Genomic DNA, 17,675 nt, shown 5'->3' with positions numbered 1-17,675 from the left:
ACCTTGCTTATATCTGTCCTGGATAATCGCTTTCTGTTCTGGCGTGTAGTAAATGCGCGTTCTTCGTTTCATGGCAACGTCCCCCTTCGATTAAGGATAGCGTTGCATCGACCCGTTGAACTCACAGTGAGGAGAAGACGACTATTCAACATGCCATCGATAATGGCAAACAGATTCCATCTAAATTTTAATGTTAATTATTTGAATGGATTCGCATTTATATTCCAACCTTTGCCTTCCGTGTTACAAAGTAAAACCTCGCAATCTGGTAAGTTTTTTTTGATTTCATTACATATAATATTTGCACTTTCCAGTGGAAATCCATGAATGCTGCCTATATATATTTCCTTTATACTATCCTTCGCTATATTATTAATTTCCTGCCTACGTTCTTCTTGACATGCTCTAGTTATATTTCTCACAACCCGTACTTCCTCTTCATACGACCAATCCGCTGATTTATACAAAAATATCCTTTGCAGTGCCTCTAAATATTTAGAATCAAAATGAGTTATCATTCCTTCAATGATATCTATATTTTCTGAATCATTGAATCTCGAAGTGGGTTTGGTTGATGTGTAAATTACACTACCGAACTTTGCGGGGATTATATTATTTCCTTCCTTGTTTAGACCTGCCGTATCAACGTCAATTCCTATGACTAATCCACCGTGAGTCATATTCTTTTCTCCAAGATTAATATATTTACTACTCCCCCGTCTTTTTCCCCGTGCGTAATGTGCCCACATTAAGGGATTTAGTGGTGTTCTTGATAATGAAAGAACCCCATAACACATACTTAACTTATGAAGATTTGATCGATTATTTCTATGTAAATAATCATGATCATCAGTCTCATAAAACGAAGATGTTATTTCAAATGGATCATTAAGGTTATAAGGATGCGTGAATTTTACTGAAGGATTTCTTACAATTTTCATCCCAGTGCATAAATCGACATATTTATACAGTATCATTCAAAACTCTCCTCAATTTCTTAGAATTTTAGATTTTCAATTAACTGTATAAGAAATTAATCGGATTCTGCCTAGTTTTCAACTTATTGCCATAAATTTCCTGCAGTATCTTTATGGCTTTTTTCTGTTAAATATAAAAAAACTTCGCTAAGGTTCGCTTTTGTCACATAGCAGCTTCTTAGTTTATATAACCGCAGCGACATTGTTCCCTCACTTTACGGTAGTGAACGGGGGGTTACGCACGTAAACATTTATTCATTGCCCAACAGTAAAAGTGAAGCGGCGGCTGGCATGATACTGGCGGTGATTCGCCCGGTTAGCGGCTGGATACGCCGCCACACGTAACAGACAGTGCAGCGGCAATTGCGCGTTGATAGCCGGATGGCGGCGTGGCCTTATCAGGCCTGCGGATTTAACCGCCATTGAGATGAATGGCGGCGCTGGTTTCAATATATTCGGCAGTGATCGGCCTGACGCAGAGCAGAATTCACCTGCCCCGGCCAACATCTTACCCGTGCATCACCACACTGCTTTCCACCGGTATGCGCGGCATCCGGGTATTGGCAGCAACGGCGCTTTTATCGGCATAACCAAACGAGATGCCAAACAGCAGACGATATTCGTCGGAAACGCCCAGCTCGGCGCGGATCATATCGGCGTGAAAACCGAGCATCGTTTGCGGAATACCGGCAAAACCGCGCGCAGTCAGTGACAGCAGAAAACTTTGCGCGTACATGCCGATGTCCGACGCAACGCGGATGTTATCGCCAAAAGACGGCATAAACAGAAACGCGGCGTGCGGCGCATTAAAGAACTGGTAGTTACGCAGGTAGGCTTCTTTGCGGCGAACCTTATCGTCGCGGTCAATGCCGATAGCCTCGTAGTAAAGCCGCGCCTGTTCGTATGCGCGTTCAATATAGTCGCCGTGGAAATCCTCATAAGAAAAAGTGAAATCCGGCGTCTGCAGCCCTTCCAGGTCGTTAGCCGTCATCATTTTCGCCAGCCGATCTTTGGTCTCGCCGGAAACCACATGCACGTGCCACGGCTGCGTGTTGCAGTTCGACGGTGAGTATTGCGCATCCTGCAATACCGCGCGGATCTGCTCATCAGTCAGCGGTGTGGGTAAAAATGCGCGAACGGACGAACGCGAACGGACGGTTTCATCGAATGCTAAAACAGGGTTATTCATCATACTCTCCGGTGATTATCGTTCTCACAGGTTAGCGATGAACTCTGTGCGTAAAAACACTACAATGCGCTATGGACCATTGCGGATTACGCAAAGATGAAATCACTTAGCCAGATTAGCGCCCGTTCGATGCACCTGTTTCTTGCCATTGTGCGCGAAGGGAATTTGTCCGAAGTGGCGCGGAACGAAGGGATTGCCGCCTCATCGCTTTCCCGCGTTGTTCAGCAACTGGAACAGGCGCTGGAAACGCAACTGCTGTATCGCAACACCCGCGCGGTGACGGCCACCGATGCCGGTCATATCTATGCCGAAGCCTTTCGCGTCATGCTCCAGCAGCTTGCCGATGCGCAAACGCAGGTGGGCGAACGGCGCAACGAACCCGGTGGACGCATTCGCATTAACGCCCCAACTTCCTTCGGTTTACGGCATATCGGCCCACACATCAGCGAACTGAGTGCGCGTTACCCGGCGCTGTACATTGAGCTGAACCTGAATGATGACTATATCGATCCGTTTGCCGACGGCACGGATCTGCTGCTGCGCATCGCCTCGCTGAAAGATTCAGAACTGCATGGCCGCTTGATCGCCAGCCAGCGCTGTCATCTGGTGGCAACGCCCGCCTATCTTCGCCGTCACGGGCGGCCAGAATCACCGGAAGCGCTACAACATCACCAGTTACTGGCTTATCGCGGAAAAACCGGGCTGCAGCGTTGGCGCTTTCAGCAGGGCGATCGGCAGTATCAGTTTTTCCCGCAGGCAAAAATCGTTTCTGACAATGCCGAATTGTTACTCCAGGCGGCAAGAAATGACGCCGGAATCCTGCTTTATCCGGACTGGCAGATAGGCGAGATGCTGAATCGCGGTGAACTGGTCGATTTAATGGCGGAATTTTCGCCAACCTATTCCGCCGAAGCGCAATCGCTTTATTTGCTCTATCCAGGCGGGAAATACCCGTCGCTCAATACCCGCGTGGTGATCGATTTCTTACTGGCGAGTTTCGGTTCGCCGCCCTACTGGCGCTATCTGCCGTCATCTTCCAGGAATATTCCAGAAGGTTAATGGCTCCATAAAATCTTCACTTTTTTGGCGTGAAATCAGCGCCACGCAATAGCGCGTGTAAGGACGTAATATGAAAAAGATTGCACTGATGTCTGCCATTCTGGCCGTGAGCTTCTCTTCAATGGTATTTGCTGACGATCGTCCGCCGGTACCGCAGGATCAATACCCAACCGGCGAACACCATAAAGGTGATAAGAAGCCGTCGCGCGAAGCGCCGCCGCCGAAACACAAGGGCGATAAAGCGCCGCGTCATGATGAAAAACATAACGACAAGCACAAAGACGAGCACGGTAAAAAACCGCCGCTGCCGGAAGATAACCGCTAAAAAAACGGGTGGCTTAGCCACCCGTTTTGCTATCTGTTTTTCGGTAACGTCTTCAGCAAATCATCCGGGCTGATGGACGCCACCACGCTGCCGGAGAGCGGCATCTTCAGGATGTGGTTTTTAATTTTCCCAATCACATGCATTTCGCACGGACGGCAATCAAATTTCAGCGTCAGCACTTCATCACCGTGCACCAGTTGCATCGGCGTGGCGCGCCAGCTTTTGATATTGCCTTTCGCCTGTTTCGGGCACAGGTTGAAGGCAAAACGCAGGCAGTGCTTGGTGATCATCACCGGTACGTCGCCCTTCTCTTCGTGCGCTTCAAAAGCGGCATCGATCAGCTGTACGCCGTAGCGATGGTAAAATTCACGCGCTTTATGGTTATAAACGTTGGCAAGGAATGAAAGATGCGTTTCCGGGTAGACCGGCGGCGGCGTGGCTACCGCTTTACGGCTGCCGCGCTGGTAGTTAGCCAGACGCGCCTCTTCCAGCATCTCCACCGCTTCACGGCGTAACTGGTTAAGCTGGCTGTTGGGCACAAACAGCGCGCCAGGCAGATTGACCTGAACCTCTTTGGCGTAGTAGCGAGTTTGCCCCAGCTTCATCAGGCCATCTTTCAGATTATCCAGCGCTTTTTGCGCGTTGTTGGCTTCGTCGAATTGCCCTTCCAGCGTATGCGTTACCGACACGCCATCTTCGCTGGTCAGCGTTAACACCAGTTGCTCCTGCCAGCCGCCCAGCTCAATATCCACCGCGACACGGCGTTCACTGGAAGTTTTCAGCAACGCCTGCTGCCAGTTGTGATCGAGGTTGCGGTTCAGCGGATGATGCGGACGCAGGGTTTTCAGCACGTCCGGCATTTCGTTCGGGAACACGCGATAACGATTTTCGGCGGTTTTCTCCGCCACGTTGACGCGAAAACCGACCACTTCACGTTTCACCAGCACGTTCAGGCCATCACCGTTCGCCAGCGGCTCGGTAACTTCAACATCGAGATGATCTTTGCCCACTTTCAGCACTTCACCGACCGGCAGGCCGATAAATTTCGGTGAATCGAAGGCGCCAATATCGCCTTTGCGCGCATTAACAAAGTAGTCGGTGCTGCCACGATGGAACGTTTTGTCCGTCGAGGGAATAAAGAAGTGCTCGGTACGCCCGGCGGAAGCGCGCGCGAGGTCGCCACGATCTTCAATAATCGCATCGAGCATCTGGCGGTAATGCGCGGTGATGTTTTTCACGTAGCTCATGTCTTTGTAGCGCCCTTCAATCTTGAAAGAGCGCACGCCTGCGTCGATCAACGCCGCCAGGTTGGCGGTCTGATCATTATCTTTCATCGACAGCAGGTGTTTTTCATAGGCCACTACGCGTCCCTGATCGTCTTTCAGGGTGTACGGCAGACGACAGGCCTGCGAGCAGTCGCCACGGTTGGCGCTGCGCCCGGTTTGTGCATGGGAAATGTTGCACTGTCCTGAATACGCTACGCACAGCGCGCCGTGAATAAAGAACTCGATGGTGGAGTCCGTCGCGTTGTGAATGGCGCGGATCTGCTCAAGGTTGAGTTCACGCGCCAGAACGATCTGGCTGAAACCCACATCAGAAAGGAATTTGGCTTTTTCCACGCTACGGATATCGCACTGGGTGCTGGCGTGCAGCTCAATTGGCGGAATATCCAGCTCAAGAATGCCCATATCCTGCACAATCAGCGCATCAACACCCGCCTGGTAGAGTTCGCCTATCAGGCGCTGCGCCGGTTCCAGTTCGTCATCGTGAAGGATGGTGTTCAGGGTGATAAACACTTTCGCACCGTAGCGATGGGCGAACGGCACCAGCTCAGCGATATCCTGCAGGCTGTTACCGGCATTGTGGCGAGCGCCAAAACCCGGCCCGCCAATGTAGACGGCGTCCGCGCCGTGCAGGATAGCCTCACGGGCAATGGCGGCATCGCGGGCCGGGCTTAACAGTTCAAGATGATGGGGTTGCAGGCGCATACAATCGTCGTTATCCATTATGTACAAAATGGCGGCTATTGTAGTCACAACCGGGGCGTTTCACCACCTGCCGCAGGGGGAATTTGCGCCAGCTGGTAATGCAATGTCGAAATTGCTATTTCCGCTGCGTTTCGCTTAACAGTAAGGTGGTGACTCGGACATTCCTCGTCACGTTGTTAACCCGTCATACTTCAGGTTGCAGGAGGCTGCTCCCCGAATTATTCAGGGTTGTCTGATTCGTTAATCGTCGTCGTTTTTGCCGCAGGTTTGCTTGCGGCTTTTTCTTTTGGGTAATGGATAAGCGAGTGGAAATGCGTTGTTTGCGCCGTACTGTTACGGTAGGCATGCGCTTCATCCCCGGCAAAACGCAGGCCGCTGCCCGCCGCGATGGTTCGCCACTGCCCGTTAATGCACATATCCAGCACTCCGCTAATCACAATCACATGCTCGATAACTCCGGCTTCGTGCGGCGTGGATTCGCTGAGAGCACCAGGCGCGAGATTAATCGAGAAGAGATCAAAGTGCAGCTTCTCGTCCCACGGGAAAATTGGCGTGACCACCATCGCCTGCTGCTGCGGATCGTAGGCCCGCGGCGTTTCCTCTTCCGGCGGCGCAATAAAAGTGGAGAAAGGAACATTCAGGCCGGTGGCGATTTTCCATAACGTCGAGACGGTCGGACTGGATTCGTTGCGTTCTATCTGCCCGAGCATCGCTTTGGAAACGCCCGTCTCCTCTGCCAGGCGGGAAAGGCTCCAGCCGCGTCCCTGACGCAGGCTTTTCAGCGTAGTTGCCAGATAAACGGTGAGATCCATTATTCCTCCTGCTTACTTGTACGCTATAGCGCACGATGCTAAATTATCCGAATGCTATAACGCACAAGGAGCGCCAATGCGTCTTGCCACGTTTTCCACAACCTCTTCGCTGCCGTTTACCAGCATTCTGGCGGGCTTCGTCGCCGTGCTGGTCGGCTACGCAAGCTCTGCCGCTATTATCTGGCAGGCGGCCTCCGCTGCTGGCGCGAGCCCGGCGCAAATCGCCGGATGGATGACCGCGCTTGGCTTCGGCATGGGCATCAGCACGCTGGCGCTGACGCTCTGGTATCGCATGCCGGTACTCACTGCCTGGTCTACCCCCGGCGCGGCGCTGCTGGCGACCAGCCTGCAAGGTGCAACGCCCGGTGAAGCGGTCGGTATCTTTATCTTTGCCAACGCGCTCATCGTGTTGTGCGGCGTCACAGGGTTATTCGCCCGGTTGATGAAAATCATTCCGCACACGCTGGCGGCCGCGATGCTGGCCGGTATTCTGCTGCGTTTTGGCTTGCAAGCCTTCACCAATATTGAGGGCCATTTTGCGTTGTGCGGCAGTATGCTACTGGCCTGGCTGGTCTGTAAAGCCCTCGCCCCGCGCTATGCTATTGTTGCAACATTAATTATTGGCGCACTGGTCGCTATTCTGCATGGTGACGTTGTCACGGATCGACTGACACTTTCCGTCGTTGCTCCGGTTTACACCGCGCCGGAGTTTCGCTGGACATCGCTTATCAGCATCGGCATTCCCTTTTTTCTGGTGACAATGGCGTCGCAAAATGCTCCCGGTTTCGCCACGATGCAGGCTTCCGGTTACACCATTCCGGTTTCACCGCTGATTATTTTTACCGGCGCGCTGGCGCTATTGTTCTCACCGTTTGGTGTCTATTCGATCTGTATTGCGGCGATTACGGCAGCCATTTGCCAAAGCCCGGATGCGCACCCGGACGCCAGTAAACGCTGGGTGGCAGCGGCGGCGGCTGGCCTGTTTTATCTGCTGGCGGGAATATTTGGCGGCTCGATCAGCGGGCTGCTGGCCGCCCTGCCGTTGAGCTGGATCCAGACGCTCGCCGGTCTGGCGTTATTGGGCACGATCAGCGGTAGTCTGCATCAGGCGCTGGTTAAGGAAACGGATCGCGATGCGGCCATTGTCACCTTCCTGGTAACTGCCAGCGGGGTCACGTTGCTGGGCATTGGTTCGGCATTCTGGGGATTAGTGGCAGGCGGTATCTGCTACGGCGCATTAACGCTGGCGCGCCGCGCGTAGCTGTGACGGCGTCAACCCTTTTGCTGCTTTAAAGCGGTTGCTGAAGTGGCTGGCGGAACTAAAACCGCAGGCCAGGGCAATATCGGTCAGCGGAAGAGTGCTGTTGAGCAACAGATCGTTGGCCCTTACCATCCGGCGCTGCATCACAAACTGGTGCGGCGCAACACCCATCGACTGGCGAAACATGCGGGCAAAGTGATATTCACTGAGCGCAACCTGCGCCGCCAGATCCGACAGCAACAACGGCTGCGCCAGATGCGCTTCGATATAATCCAGCACATTACGCAGCGCCACCGGTGCCAGACCGCCATTCACCACGGGCAATTGCCACTGCACATTGCTGTAGTGCTGCACCAGATGCGTCAGCAGCAGTGTTGAAGCGGTGCTCAGCGTAAGCTGGTTGGCGTTTTGCTGCCAGTCGCAATCCAGCAGAAACTGGCGATAAAGCGCGGTGATGCGCGCATCCTGCGAGAAGGTTTTCTCATCAAGGGTGAATGCGGCCGGGCTGCGATCCCAGACCCGCTCCCCAACGTCCCGCAGATGCTCATCAGTGCAGTAAAGGTGGACGAAGGTCAAATCATCGCGAATATCCCACACCGATTCGCTCTCTTTCGGCATCAGACAAAAACGATCCGGCCCGCCGCCGTTTTTCCAGCCATACGCAGTTTTGTGGTAGCTCTCGTAGCCATCGGCCACGTACAGGCTCAGCGTATGGTGGTTGCAGTACTGCGTAATGTTGTCGCGTTTGTTCGACCAGACGGCCAGTTGAATGCCAGAGTGAAGTGCCACCGAATTGTGCAAAACGGTGTTGTGTTTGCTCAGATTTTCAAAGGCTTCGTAGTGGTCAGGCATTCGCGGAATTTATCATTGATCAACCAGAACCCCAGTCTATGAATAGCTGAAGCCGGATTCCAGCGTTGTGTGAAGAAAAGCGCAAGAATATGCAAGTCCGGCGCAACCCCGTGCAATCGCCCCTGCCCGCGTTTTGCCACACTCAGGGTTCGTTTTTCGCATCGGAAATGACTATGAACGCATTGCTGTACGGTCTGGTGGTGGTTATTTGGGGAACTACGTGGATTGCGATTTTTCTGCAACAAGGCCCGGTGCCCGCGCCGGTGTCGATTTTCTGGCGTTTTGCGCTGGCAACGGCGGCAATCATGCTGGTGCTGCTGGTTCGCCGCAAACTGCGTGGTTTACCGCTGCGCGATCACCTGTTTTGTCTGCTGCAAGGCAGTTGTGTCTTCGGCTTTAACTTCTGGTGTTTTTATACCGCCGCCGCGTGGATTAACACCGGGCTGGAATCGGTGATCTTTTCGATGGCGGTGCTGTTTAACGCCGTTAACAGCTACCTGTTTTTCGGGCAAAAACCGCCTGCACGCTTCTTTGTTGCGGCTGCGCTGGGGTTAACTGGTATTGTGACGCTGTTCTGGGAAGATCTGGTCACCAGCGGCTGGAGCAGCTCTCTGCTGCTGGGTATCGGTCTGTCGGCGCTGGGGACACTGGGCTTTTCGTTTGGCAATATGATAAGCCTGCGCCATCAGCGTAAAGGGCTGGAAACCCTGACCACCAATAGCTGGGCGATGCTGTACGGCACGCTGATCATGGGAATAATTGGCCTGCTGCGCGGCGACGATTTTACGCCGCAGTGGACGACAAGCTACCTCGGCGCGCTGCTCTATCTGGCGCTGTTTGGCTCGGTGATCGGCTTTGGTGCCTATTTTACGCTGGTTGGCCGCATTGGTCCGAGCAAAGCCGCGTACAGCACCTTGCTGTTTCCGCTGGTTGCGCTGAGCATTTCGACCTTTTATGAGGGTTACGTCTGGCATCTGAATGCGATTGCCGGTTTACTGCTGATCCTCACCGGCAATCTGGTGATGTTTGCCCGCCCGGAAAACTGGCTGGGCGGACGCGGATGGCGGCGTAAAGCTAACGTTTGCTGATGCCCCAGTTGGGCACAGGAAAATATCGACCGTACATCCGTCTAAAAAATTAACGGCGATGCCCCAGGGATCTTAATGCGATCCCTGGGGATTACCTGTTTTCGCTACCAGCGGCCATAGGGGTATTTTTTCCCTTTAATAAAAGCCTCTGTAACCTTGTCATACCCATAAGAAAAGTCGCTCTTTGTTATTCCCTTACAGATATCCAGCTTATCCCCGGACAGCGTATACAGAACTGACGGTGTGACGCGGTAATTCGGCTCAAAGCCGCTTCCCTGTAACCAGACGGCTATTTTCCCTCCCGGTGCCAGCCCAATCTGCACTCTGTCGTAATATGCCGTATCCCCCTTATAATCCTTATACCCGCTCGGCCTGAGCATTTTTTCGAGGATCGGTTTAGGGATCGTCAGATGGGTCTCATACACCTTTTTATCGATCACTGAGTCCCAGCAAAAAATAATATGCCGGGGAGGACGTTTGACGTGATTCCAGTAACCACCAGCATCCCGATTTCCGGGGTAGTAAATCCGGTAGCAGACTGCCCGCTACGTACAGCACGCCCCATCACAATCGCTTTTTCACACAGGCTGTTCAATAAAAAAACTGGCTGAAAGGGAGTATTGTCCTTCGCAGCCAGTTGATCTCAATCACTCTAAAATTTTTATTAATTCACAATGCGTTACGTTTATTTTGCCGAGCTTATATCAAACATCGTGGCGTCGGTCGCCATATCGTCAATCACCTGTTTCAGGGAGTCGACGGTGACCTGCGCCTTTTCATTGCTTACATCTTTGCCCTCGCCTTTGCGCACCACTTTCAGTACCGGCGCATTGGTTTGGGCGTCAATCAGCTCGCCTTCAAAGTAGAGATGCGTATTCATGGTGCGGTGGCCGGTTGCCATCTGCGTGCCCGCAACCACCATCGCCACCGGGATCACTTCGTAGAACTGCAATCCCTGTTTGCTGGCGTCAACGCCGGTGATAGCACCGCGGAAAATCAGGCTATGCGCTCCTGGCGAAGTGACCAGTGGTTTACGCGCTGCAGCGGCAGCTTTCAGTTTGCTGTTGGTGTAATTGAGTACGCCATCCAGCACCTGCTGATTCACCTGGCTGGTGGGTTTGGCCACCGGATAATAGGTTACCGGGTGATAAACAATGCTGTCATATTTTGCCGGGTCAAATCCCGGTGCCACCCAGCGCAGCACCGGTTTGCCGGTTGCTGAAGTGGTTTCCTGCAAACCGGAATAATCTTTCAAAAAGCCGGAGTATTTTTCCGGCGCGGTCACTTTTGAGGCACAGCCAGATAACGCCAGCAGACCGGTCAATACGGCAACGCTAACCAACGCATGATTACGCATAAGAAATTCCCTGTGAGTGCACGATTGCCATTAAGTTATAGCAAATGCATTCACAGTGCGGCGTGGCAAAAAATCGCGCGAGATCAAAAAATTGCCACCTGTCTTAACCAGGCGGCAAACGCTTATTTTTTCAGATCCACCTGCCAGAAAATATGTTTGCCAAACGGATCGATTTCATAGCCCTGCACCTCTTTGCGTACCGGCTCGAAAATCGTTGAATGGGCAATCATCACCGCAGGCATCTGGTCATGCATCATCTGCTGCGCCTGTTTGTAAAGCGCCACGCGTTTCTCATGATCGGTGGTGGCTTTCGCTTCGGCAATCAGGTTATCAAACGGTTTGTAGCACCATTTCGCTGAGTTGGAACCGCCATTGGCCGAGGTACAAGTAAACAGCGGGCCGAAGAAGTTATCCGGGTCGCCGGTAGCCGTCGTCCAGCCCATCAGCGCCGCCTGATGTTCGCCGCCCTTCACGCGTTTCAAATATTCGCCCCACTCATAAGTGACGATTTTCGCCTGCACGCCCACTTTCGCCCAGTCCGCCTGAATCATCTCCGCCATACGTTTGGCGTTCGGGTTATAGGGACGCTGAACCGGCATCGCCCACAAATCGATGGTGGTGCCCGCCGGTAGTCCGGCCTCTTTCAGCAGCGCTTTCGCTTTCTCCGGGTCATAATCGTAATCTTTCAGTTCGCTGTCGGCGCTCCACACGCCCGGCGGCAGCAGGTTTTTCGCTGCGGTGCCGGTGCCCTGGAATACCGCCTGAATGATGGCCGGTTTATTGATGGCCATCGCCAGCGCCTGGCGCACTTTGACATTATCCAGCGGCGCTTTTTGCGTGTTAAAGGCGAGGAAACCGGTATTCAGCCCGGCTTTGCTCAACAGGGTAATATCTTTGTTCTCTTTCAGGCGCGGCAGATCCGCCGGATTGGGGAACGGCATCACCTGACACTCGTTTTTCTCCAGTTTCGCCACACGTACAGAGGCATCCGGGGTGATACTGAACACCAGTCGGTCGATTTTCGCTTTGCCCTGCCAGTAGTTATCAAACGCGGTGAACAGAATGCGCGAATCTTTCTGATACTGCGCCAGACGGTACGGACCGGTGCCGATCGGGTCCATATCCACCCGCTCCGGAGTGCCAGCTTTCAACATCGCATCGGCATATTCGGCGGAAAGAATCGAGGCAAAATACCAGCCCAGATCGGCGACAAACGGAGCTTCCTGGCGCGCCAGCGTAAAGCGCACGGTATGGTCGTCGAGTTTATCGATGGCGGTGATCAACGAACCAAATTCCAGGCTTTCAAAGTTGGAATAGGTGCCGTTAGAGACGTTGTGGTACGGATTATTGACATCTTTTTGCCGCATAAACGAGAAGATCACATCGTCGGCATTAAAATCGCGCGTCGGCGTGAAGTATTTATTGCTCTGGAACTTGACCCCTTTGCGCAGATGGAAGGTATAAACCTTACCGTCTTCGCTCACGTCCCAGCTTTCCGCAAGGCTCGGCTGCAACTCGGTGGTGCCGACTTTAAAATCCACCAGACGGTTGTAAACCGGTACCGCGCTGGCATCCACGCTGGTGCCGGAGGTGTAAAGTTGCGGGTTGAAGTTCTCTGGCGATCCCTCTGAACAATAGACCAGGGTCTTAGCGGCGACAGAAGAACTGACTACAAGCGAAGCCAATGCCAGAGCAAGTGTTGTCGGTTTGCTAATCATAGTTTTTCCTGTTGTTTTCTTTTAAATGCTTGTTGTTTGCCCTTTCATAAATAACATTAAAGTGAATTTGCAAACACCTGATAATTCAAATAAAGAAGGAATCACTATGCCGTCGTCTCTCGCCAGTCAATTAACTCATCGCTTCTTTCGTTACCTCTCTATCACCAGCCAGAGCGATGCCACTGCGACAACACTGCCAACCACCGTCGGGCAGTTTGATATGGCGCGCGAGCTGGCGAATGAGCTGAAAACACTGGGGCTGGATGAGATCGTGATTGATGATCATGCGACAGTGACCGCCGTGAAAAAAGGCAATGTTCCGGGCGCGCCGCGTATCGGTTTTATTACTCATATTGATACCGTTGATGTCGGTTTGTCACCACATATTCATCCGCAAATCCTGCATTTTGAAGGTGAAGATCTCTGCCTGAATGCCCGCAAAGATATCTGGTTGCGCGTGGCGGAGCACCCGGAAATTCTGGCTTATCCCGATGAAGAGATTATTTTCAGCGACGGCACCAGCGTGCTCGGCGCGGATAACAAAGCGGCGGTAACCGTCGTTATGACGCTGCTGGAAAACCTCACCGCCGAACATCGCCACGGCGATATTGTGGTGGCCTTTGTGCCGGATGAAGAAGTCGGGCTGCGCGGGGCGAAAGCGCTGGATTTAAAACGCTTTGACGTTGATTTTGCCTGGACCATTGACTGCTGCGAGCTGGGCGAGATCGTCTATGAGAACTTTAACGCCGCCAGCGCACAGATCCGCTTTACCGGGGTGACCGCGCACCCAATGTCGGCGAAAGGTGTACTGGTTAACCCGCTGCTGATGGCGATGGATTACATTAGCCATTTTGACCGCCAACAAACGCCGGAACACACCGCTGGCCGCGAAGGTTATATCTGGTTTAACGGCATCAATGCAGTGCAGGGACATGCCGATCTGAGCGCCAGCATTCGTGATTTCGACAGTGAAAGTTTTGCCCGCCGTAAACAGCAGATCGCCGACGTTGCCGCCAAAATCGCCGCGCAATACCCCACCGCCAAAGTGGAATACAGCATCAGCGATACTTACAGCAATATCAGTAATGCTATCGGCGAAGATCGCCGGGCGATCGATTTGATGTTTGAAGCGATGGAATCGCTGGGCATTACGCCGAAACCGACGCCAATGCGCGGCGGCACCGATGGCGCAGCGCTGTCGGCCAAAGGTTTGCTGACGCCGAACTTCTTTACCGGTGCGCACAACTTCCACTCGCGCTTCGAATTTCTGCCGCTAAAAGCGTTTGAAGCCTCGTATAACGTGGCATTGCAGCTTTGCCTGCTGGCAGCGCGTTAATGCTTTTCGCACATTAAAGGCCGGTTCCAGCGCCCTCATATGGCGAACAGCGAGCAGAAAACGCGGGCAGAGATTGCCCGCGAGCAGGACGGGATCAGGCAGGTTTGCGCGCCAGTATGGTGGCGAAACGCAGTTTGATGCGGTTACCGTTGGCATCGGTGCGGTGTAGTTCACCGACATCTTCGTTGTATTTCAGCAGTTCCCAACCGGCGTAGTATTCACGCAGTTCACCCTCTTTAAAGGCAAACGGGAAACCGACCGTGCATGGGAAATCCGCCGTATCCATCGCTGCCACAATCAGGTTATAACCGCCCGCTTTGGTGCAGCGCTGCATATTATTAATAAGCCCGGGAATGGTTTGCGCTTCGAGGAACATCAGCACCACGGTAGAGAGAATAAAATCGTATTCACCGTCGAATTGCAGGGTGTTTAAATCCGCCGCATCAATGTGCAGATTTTCCAGCCCTTCAGCATCGCGAATCGCTTTCAGGCTATTGAGGCTGTTCGGGTTTTTATCCCAGGCGGTAACCTCAAAACCCTGGCTTGCCAGCCACAGGCTGTTGCGGCCATTGCCGCAGCCGAGATCCAGCGCCTTCCCCGGCTGGATGTATTTCAGGGCGTTCAGCACTTCGGAGTGCGTCGCGGTCAGCGCATATTTTTCCGTAAAGTAGTTTTCAGGGCGGTTCGTCATGGTCAAGTCAGTACCTTTAATGTGCATTTGGCATGCATTTTATGAATTTCATCCGCCGATAGCCAGTGGCAGAAAGTTTGCTACGTTTAACTCAGGCTGACGGGAGATACGTAGCATGAATAAATATCGTCTCAGTGATGAGTCGCGCACGTTTAGTTATCGGATTGGCGGCGAGAAAAAAACGGTCGCGCTGCGCCAGATTATCGCGCTGCGTGATTTTAATGACGTCAAAACGGGCAGTCATGGCGGCTGGGTTGATGAGGACAATGTCGTCGATCAGCAAGGAAATTGCTGGATTTATGATGAAAACAGCATGGTTTTTCTCGGTAGCCGCATCAGTGACAACGCGCGGATCACGCAGCCCTGCGTTATCTGCCATAACGTGGTGATCAAAGATAACGCCTGGGTGGATAGCAGTGAAATCAGCCACGGCGCCGAATTAAGTGACAACGTCACCGTTCAGTTTTCGACAGTGCGCGGTGAGTGCCGTTTACGCGGTGATGCGCGTATTCTGCACGGTTGCAATATTTTTGCCGCCAAAGGGTTAACGCCGGAACGCGAGCAGATCCTGCAAATTTACGACCGGGCCACCGTTACCCACTCGCGCGTGGTGCATCAGGCGCAGATCTATGGCGATGCTATTGTGAATTACGCTTTTATTGAACATCGGGCGGAAATTTTCGATTTTGCCCTGCTTGAAGGGAATGAACTGAACGACGTCTGGGTGTGCGACTGCGCCAAAGTTTACGGTCATGCCAGAGTGATCGCGGGTGCCGGAGACGATGACATCCCGACGTTGCGTTACAGTTCGCAGGTGGCAGAAAACGCCGTGGTGGAAGGTAATTGCGTGCTCAAACACCATGTACTGGTGGGCGGCAATGCGCGGCTGAGCGGCGGCCCGCTGCAACTCGACGAAAAAATTGTCGTTCAGGGCAATGCGCGCATTCACGGAAATGTGCTGATCGAGCATCAGGTGACGCTGAGCGACGATGCAGTTGTCGAAGCGCTGGAGAGCGAAAATATTCTGCTGCGTGGCCCCAAAGTTATCAACAACGATCAACGTATTACCCGCACGCCGCTGGCTGGTGCAATATAAATATTCCCCCGCGATTATTCCCGCTGGAAAGATAATTTCCCGGCGGGAAAAGAATTATCCATGAAGTATGATGAAAGTTCCCCCGAGAAATAAACATTGATCTGCATCTAATGAACCCGCCGTTTATTTTGCTGAAATCCGTCGCGGAAAAACGATGACATTTCGCATTGCCTTTATTTATTTTTATTTTTTAAAAACCGTTGGTATTTCAAAATCATGGAGTGATTCGAATGAACCTTTTTAAGGGAAAGTTTGCGTTATCGCTTATTGCTACTGGAATTATTATTTCCTGTAATGCATTTGCTTATCCGCAATATGACATCAGTAAAGCCTATCTGGGCGGTGAAAAAGTTACCGATAATAAAATAGATTATGAAGCACAATGGTATGCCAACCCGGGCGAAAAACCGAACCCGTCCGTGCAGAATACCTGGGAAAACGTCTGGAAAAAAATTGGCGAATCCACCGGCACCGATCCAGAGCCAGAACCACAGCCTGAACCTGAGCCGGATCCAGAACCGCAGCCGGATCCGACGCCGTCTGAATACCCGCCTTTCCAGGCTGGCCACGCTTATCACCAGGGCGATATCGTCAATAACGCAGGTAAAGATTATGTCTGTAATGTCGCCAACTGGTGCAGCAGCAGCTCGGAAGTTTACATGCCGGGTACGGGCTGGGCGTGGGAAAGCGCCTGGTCTCTGCTGAACGGTACGCCGGAAGCGGGCTTAGAAGTCACGCAGGCCGATCTGGACGCGAAGGAAGCACAACTGACTGATTTCCCGCAATTGGTAGCGGTAAAAGATGCGCTGCAGACGCTGGACAACGCGCTGGTTGAAAAAATTCAGCCGGGTGCCGCCACAAACCCGGCGAACGTAAAACGCGTGGAGCAGTTGATCACCGCTGAAAAATGGGAGCTTTTCTTCCCGCATCGTGATCCGGCTTATACCTACGACAACTTCCTGAAAGCGGTGGGTAAATTCCCGATTCTTTGCGCCGATCATACCGATGGCAAAGATGCGGATGCCATCTGTAAAAAAACGCTGGCGACCATGTTCGCTCACTTCGTACAGGAAACCGGTGAGCACGCTGCGCAAAGCGATGTGGCGCAGTGGCAGCAGGGTCTGCACTGGGTGCGTGAAATGGGTATGTCCGAAAGCGCTTACGATCAGTACACCGGCGCAACCTGCGATCCGACAACCTGGCAGGGCAAAGCCTGGCCTTGTGCGAAGGACGCCAACGGCAACAAGCTGAGCTACTTTGGCCGTGGCGCCAAACAGTTGAGCTACAACTTCAACTATGGTCAGTTCTCCCAGGCAATGTTCGGCGACGTCAATGTTCTGCTGAAACAGCCGCAGCTGGTGGCCGATACCTGGCTGAACCTGGCGAGCGCCATTTTCTTCTACGTTCAACCACAGCCGCCAAAACCGAGCATGCAGGCGGTTATCGATGGTAGCTGGCAGCCGAACGATGCCGATAAAGCCAACGGTCTGGTACCGGGTTTCGGCGTGACAACGCAGATCATCAACGGCGGCGTTGAATGCGGCGGCAGCACCGAGATTGCACAGTCGTTAAACCGCATCAGCTACTACCAGGAATTCGCCAAACAGCTGGGTGTACCGGTACCGGCAAATGAAGTGCTGGGCTGTAAAGGTATGAAACAGTTCACTGAAACTGGCTCTGCGGCGCTGAACCTGTTCTGGGTGAAAGATGACAGCTATGTCGCCAGCAACCCAGGCGGTAAATCCTACGCCTGTAAACTGGTTAACTGGCAGGAAAATGACTTCAGCGCGTTGGTCAAAGGCGACTACACCCGCTGTGTTAAAGCCAGCTTCCCGGATATCGTGATCAAATAATCCTCTCTGTGCCAGGCGCTGAATCTGCCTGGCACCGCTGCAAGATCCGTACAACGGCGGCGCAACTCCCCCT

15 protein-coding genes and 1 pseudogene are annotated in these 17,675 nt (G+C 52.8%); 7 read left to right on the top strand and 9 right to left on the bottom strand.

Features of this window, described 5'->3' with window-relative positions; genetic code table 11:
• Positions 1-197: 197 nt before the first annotated feature.
• Positions 198-977 (bottom strand): DUF2971 domain-containing protein, encoded by a 780-nt coding sequence (locus CWM66_RS12895; RefSeq protein WP_081120761.1) that lies wholly within the window; start codon positions 975-977, stop codon positions 198-200.
• Between the two features lie 508 nt (positions 978-1,485).
• The gene (locus tag CWM66_RS12885) at positions 1,486-2,166 is read right to left on the bottom strand and encodes a nitroreductase (RefSeq protein WP_007372042.1); all 681 of its coding nucleotides are present in this window, start codon (positions 2,164-2,166) and stop codon (positions 1,486-1,488) included.
• Between the two features lie 96 nt (positions 2,167-2,262).
• Here CWM66_RS12885 and CWM66_RS12880 point away from each other — a divergent pair, with 96 nt between their 5' ends.
• Both CWM66_RS12880 and CWM66_RS12875 read left to right on the top strand, forming a co-directional pair.
• A complete protein-coding gene (locus CWM66_RS12880; RefSeq protein ID WP_007372041.1) occupies positions 2,263-3,225 on the top strand; it encodes a LysR family transcriptional regulator in 963 nt (320 codons plus the stop codon).
• A gap of 70 nt (positions 3,226-3,295) precedes the next feature.
• Positions 3,296-3,550 (top strand): hypothetical protein, encoded by a 255-nt coding sequence (locus CWM66_RS12875; protein ID WP_007372039.1) that lies wholly within the window; start codon positions 3,296-3,298, stop codon positions 3,548-3,550.
• Positions 3,551-3,579: 29 nt separating this feature from the next.
• On the opposite strand, the gene CWM66_RS12870 is transcribed toward CWM66_RS12875, so the two are convergent.
• Together CWM66_RS12870 and CWM66_RS12865 are read right to left on the bottom strand one after the other, a co-directional pair.
• Positions 3,580-5,538, bottom strand: coding sequence for a U32 family peptidase (locus CWM66_RS12870; protein ID WP_007372038.1), 1,959 nt, complete (start codon positions 5,536-5,538; stop codon positions 3,580-3,582).
• 218 nt (positions 5,539-5,756) lie between these two features.
• Complete coding sequence (locus CWM66_RS12865) at positions 5,757-6,350, bottom strand: helix-turn-helix domain-containing protein (RefSeq protein ID WP_007372036.1); 594 nt, start codon at positions 6,348-6,350, stop codon at positions 5,757-5,759.
• Between the two features lie 76 nt (positions 6,351-6,426).
• Here CWM66_RS12865 and CWM66_RS12860 point away from each other — a divergent pair, with 76 nt between their 5' ends.
• Positions 6,427-7,611 (top strand): benzoate/H(+) symporter BenE family transporter, encoded by a 1,185-nt coding sequence (locus tag CWM66_RS12860; protein ID WP_007372035.1) that lies wholly within the window; start codon positions 6,427-6,429, stop codon positions 7,609-7,611.
• On the opposite strand, the gene CWM66_RS12855 is transcribed toward CWM66_RS12860, so the two are convergent.
• Positions 7,588-8,463 carry an AraC family transcriptional regulator gene (locus CWM66_RS12855; RefSeq protein WP_007372034.1) on the bottom strand — a complete coding sequence of 292 codons (876 nt, stop codon included), beginning with the start codon at positions 8,461-8,463 and terminating at the stop codon, positions 7,588-7,590. The genes CWM66_RS12860 and CWM66_RS12855 overlap by 24 nt on opposite strands.
• A 173-nt stretch (positions 8,464-8,636) precedes the next feature.
• Here CWM66_RS12855 and CWM66_RS12850 point away from each other — a divergent pair, with 173 nt between their 5' ends.
• Complete coding sequence (locus tag CWM66_RS12850) at positions 8,637-9,551, top strand: DMT family transporter (RefSeq protein ID WP_007372032.1); 915 nt, start codon at positions 8,637-8,639, stop codon at positions 9,549-9,551.
• Positions 9,552-9,655: 104 nt separating this feature from the next.
• On the opposite strand, the pseudogene CWM66_RS12845 reads toward CWM66_RS12850, so the two are convergent.
• The 3 genes and pseudogenes from CWM66_RS12845 to CWM66_RS12835 form a co-directional block, all read right to left on the bottom strand.
• Positions 9,656-10,063: pseudogene (locus CWM66_RS12845) on the bottom strand (DUF2931 family protein); the annotation flags it as partial.
• A 173-nt stretch (positions 10,064-10,236) separates the two neighbouring features.
• Positions 10,237-10,908, bottom strand: a complete 672-nt coding sequence (locus CWM66_RS12840) for a DUF3313 domain-containing protein (RefSeq protein WP_107146731.1) — start codon at positions 10,906-10,908, stop codon at positions 10,237-10,239.
• 122 nt (positions 10,909-11,030) lie between these two features.
• A complete protein-coding gene (locus tag CWM66_RS12835) occupies positions 11,031-12,626 on the bottom strand; it encodes an ABC transporter substrate-binding protein (RefSeq protein ID WP_107146730.1) in 1,596 nt (531 codons plus the stop codon).
• 106 nt (positions 12,627-12,732) lie between these two features.
• On the opposite strand from CWM66_RS12835, the gene pepT reads away from it, so the two are divergent.
• Positions 12,733-13,962, top strand: coding sequence for a peptidase T (gene pepT, locus CWM66_RS12830; RefSeq protein ID WP_107146729.1), 1,230 nt, complete (start codon positions 12,733-12,735; stop codon positions 13,960-13,962).
• Between the two features lie 94 nt (positions 13,963-14,056).
• Here pepT and tehB read toward each other — a convergent pair whose 3' ends face one another.
• Positions 14,057-14,653, bottom strand: a complete 597-nt coding sequence (gene tehB, locus CWM66_RS12825) for a tellurite resistance methyltransferase TehB (RefSeq protein ID WP_071921857.1) — start codon at positions 14,651-14,653, stop codon at positions 14,057-14,059.
• Between the two features lie 115 nt (positions 14,654-14,768).
• Here tehB and ydcK point away from each other — a divergent pair, with 115 nt between their 5' ends.
• Positions 14,769-15,749 (top strand): YdcK family protein, encoded by a 981-nt coding sequence (gene ydcK / locus CWM66_RS12820; RefSeq protein ID WP_107146728.1) that lies wholly within the window; start codon positions 14,769-14,771, stop codon positions 15,747-15,749.
• Positions 15,750-15,979: 230 nt separating this feature from the next.
• Positions 15,980-17,602, top strand: a complete 1,623-nt coding sequence (locus CWM66_RS12815; RefSeq protein WP_035885597.1) for a glycoside hydrolase family 19 protein — start codon at positions 15,980-15,982, stop codon at positions 17,600-17,602.
• The last annotated feature ends 73 nt before the right edge of the window (positions 17,603-17,675 follow it).

The organism is Kosakonia sp. H7A (assembly GCF_003028445.1).
GTDB classification, from domain to species: Bacteria; Pseudomonadota; Gammaproteobacteria; order Enterobacterales; family Enterobacteriaceae; genus Kosakonia; species Kosakonia radicincitans.
This window is presented reverse-complemented; position numbering and strand designations above follow the sequence as displayed.

Coding starts and splice junctions, on each gene's coding strand:
- CWM66_RS12895 (WP_081120761.1), bottom strand. CDS start 977: ATGATACTGTATAAATATGTCGATTTATGCACTGGGATGAAAATTGTA.
- CWM66_RS12885 (WP_007372042.1), bottom strand. CDS start 2,166: ATGAATAACCCTGTTTTAGCATTCGATGAAACCGTCCGTTCGCGTTCG.
- CWM66_RS12880 (WP_007372041.1), top strand. CDS start 2,263: ATGAAATCACTTAGCCAGATTAGCGCCCGTTCGATGCACCTGTTTCTT.
- CWM66_RS12875 (WP_007372039.1), top strand. CDS start 3,296: ATGAAAAAGATTGCACTGATGTCTGCCATTCTGGCCGTGAGCTTCTCT.
- CWM66_RS12870 (WP_007372038.1), bottom strand. CDS start 5,538: ATGCGCCTGCAACCCCATCATCTTGAACTGTTAAGCCCGGCCCGCGAT.
- CWM66_RS12865 (WP_007372036.1), bottom strand. CDS start 6,350: ATGGATCTCACCGTTTATCTGGCAACTACGCTGAAAAGCCTGCGTCAG.
- CWM66_RS12860 (WP_007372035.1), top strand. CDS start 6,427: ATGCGTCTTGCCACGTTTTCCACAACCTCTTCGCTGCCGTTTACCAGC.
- CWM66_RS12855 (WP_007372034.1), bottom strand. CDS start 8,463: ATGCCTGACCACTACGAAGCCTTTGAAAATCTGAGCAAACACAACACC.
- CWM66_RS12850 (WP_007372032.1), top strand. CDS start 8,637: ATGAACGCATTGCTGTACGGTCTGGTGGTGGTTATTTGGGGAACTACG.
- CWM66_RS12840 (WP_107146731.1), bottom strand. CDS start 10,908: ATGCGTAATCATGCGTTGGTTAGCGTTGCCGTATTGACCGGTCTGCTG.
- CWM66_RS12835 (WP_107146730.1), bottom strand. CDS start 12,626: ATGATTAGCAAACCGACAACACTTGCTCTGGCATTGGCTTCGCTTGTA.
- pepT (WP_107146729.1), top strand. CDS start 12,733: ATGCCGTCGTCTCTCGCCAGTCAATTAACTCATCGCTTCTTTCGTTAC.
- tehB (WP_071921857.1), bottom strand. CDS start 14,653: ATGACGAACCGCCCTGAAAACTACTTTACGGAAAAATATGCGCTGACC.
- ydcK (WP_107146728.1), top strand. CDS start 14,769: ATGAATAAATATCGTCTCAGTGATGAGTCGCGCACGTTTAGTTATCGG.
- CWM66_RS12815 (WP_035885597.1), top strand. CDS start 15,980: ATGAACCTTTTTAAGGGAAAGTTTGCGTTATCGCTTATTGCTACTGGA.